Origin of the sequence: Diplocloster agilis, from assembly GCF_019042275.1 — a bacterium.
Lineage (GTDB): Bacteria > Bacillota > Clostridia > Lachnospirales > Lachnospiraceae > Diplocloster > Diplocloster agilis.
On sequence record NZ_JAHQCW010000085.1, the window covers coordinates 1 to 1,733 of the forward strand.

Annotated in this window: 2 protein-coding genes; both read right to left on the minus strand. The window is 42.2% G+C overall.

The genetic code is table 11. The features are described 5' to 3' along the window. Nucleotides 1–15 precede the first annotated feature (15 nt). Nucleotides 16–1,215 carry an ISL3 family transposase gene (locus KTH89_RS24615; RefSeq protein WP_158342553.1) on the minus strand — a complete coding sequence of 400 codons (1,200 nt, stop codon included), beginning with the start codon at nt 1,213–1,215 and terminating at the stop codon, nt 16–18. Then, nucleotides 1,199–1,642 carry a transposase family protein gene (locus KTH89_RS24620; protein ID WP_158342554.1) on the minus strand — a complete coding sequence of 148 codons (444 nt, stop codon included), beginning with the start codon at nt 1,640–1,642 and terminating at the stop codon, nt 1,199–1,201. Before KTH89_RS24620 ends, KTH89_RS24615 begins: the two co-directional genes overlap by 17 nt. Nucleotides 1,643–1,733 lie beyond the last annotated feature (91 nt).

Below are 1,733 nucleotides of genomic sequence, written 5' to 3' on the forward strand. Positions count from 1 at the left end.
TGGTTCTTTCCAAAGTTAGTTGATTTTGCGCTTTGATTCAAGCCGCAGCAGTTTTCCTTTAAGTAGCAAAAAACTGTTGCGGCCATACATAATCCGTTTTATCACCTTCAACTTATTGACACTTCCTTCCGCAAGACCATTATTATAATCAAGTTCGATTGCTTTTTTTACAGCAGCTATATCCCTACGGATTCCGTTTACAAAGCTGTTAATCTGTTCGATTCCCAGTCCTTCCGCTTCCTCCAGCCATTTTTCCAGTTCATCCGGCCGTTTAGAAAACAGCGTGTTTTTGAAGGACTTTACGATATCATGCACAACTTCTATGACTGGATATTTTTCTATGACCTTATCAAGCTGCTCCTGAGATATCTTTTTTACTTTATCGATCGGTCTATATAACAGACTGATCAGCCATTTACGCTCTATTTTTTCAATAAATCCCTGGCTGTCCCTTCCTGCCTCTTTGAGCAGCTTCCGTTCGCGGGTGGTATACATCCGTATTGTTGAAGCCGCGCCATCATATCCGTCTTTCTTTATGGCTTCTTCAATCTGCTGGAAAGTGTGTTTGTCTCTTAGCATTTGTTTTATCTTTTCACTATGTGGTTTTATCTTACTGTCCTGAGTCGTGTTGTATTTGCCGGATACTGGATTAAAATCCGGAGACTGATACCTCCGCACGGTGCTGGTGGTTATGCCAAGCTCCGATGCAATCTCAGTCCGTTTCCATTCCTGTGCAGTCAGTTCCAGGACTTTCTCGACCATCTTTTTCTTTTTCTGATACCTCTCATTATGCTCCCTTGTTGGAAAATCCTCTTTTCCGGTCTCTTTCCCCCAGTAATCTGCCGTTTCTGTTCCTTCATAATGAGAGGCGGATACTGGAACACCTATGTTTGATGTGACGTGAGAGGTGATGACCCGCTTGGCCGCATCTGTTAATCCTTTTAATAAATGGAAACGGTCACTCACCTGTATGATCGTTTCATTTGCCTTTTTTATCGCGCTGTTATAAGATACAGAACCATCACGGGATACGACCTCAAGGTTTGGGAACAGGGAAAGCCATTCCGCAACCTCTTCAATCTCGCGTGAAGGGAGCAGGTCGATCACCCGATGGGTATCAATATCTATCATTATGCTCCCATACGTGTGTCTCTTTTTAAAGGCAAAATCATCTATGCATACCCTGCGTGCCTGTTCTCTATCCGGCTGGGGTATATCTTTTTTTTAAGAGATTGCAGATGGTGCTTTTCCCAACATCTGCAATCCCGTTTTTTAAAATATCCGATGCGTTCAATGAACTGACATTCAGGGAAACATCAACGATCTTCTCTAAAAGCCGGCGGCTCTTTTTTGCCTTTGGTTTTATGAATGAGAATGTTTCTGCAAATGTGGTGTGGCTGCACCCCGGGTTTGTACAGAACATCTTTCTGTTACGAAGAATGATTTTACTTTTCATGCCCATGACTGGCAGATCCTGAAAACTTCGTTCATATACACTATGCTTTTTGGAAGATGGATGACCGCAGTAAGGGCATACCACTTCCTCTTTATTCGAGATAACCGTAATCACTATGGTATCCCCTGTTATTTCATGGCTCACATAATCAAGGCCTGGATCCAAAAGCTTAATAAATTCATCCATATGCAGTATCTCCACAACATCCTTAGTCTGCTACAAGTATACCACACTCGGACTAAAAAACATCTATTTTCAACTAATTTTGGAAAGAACC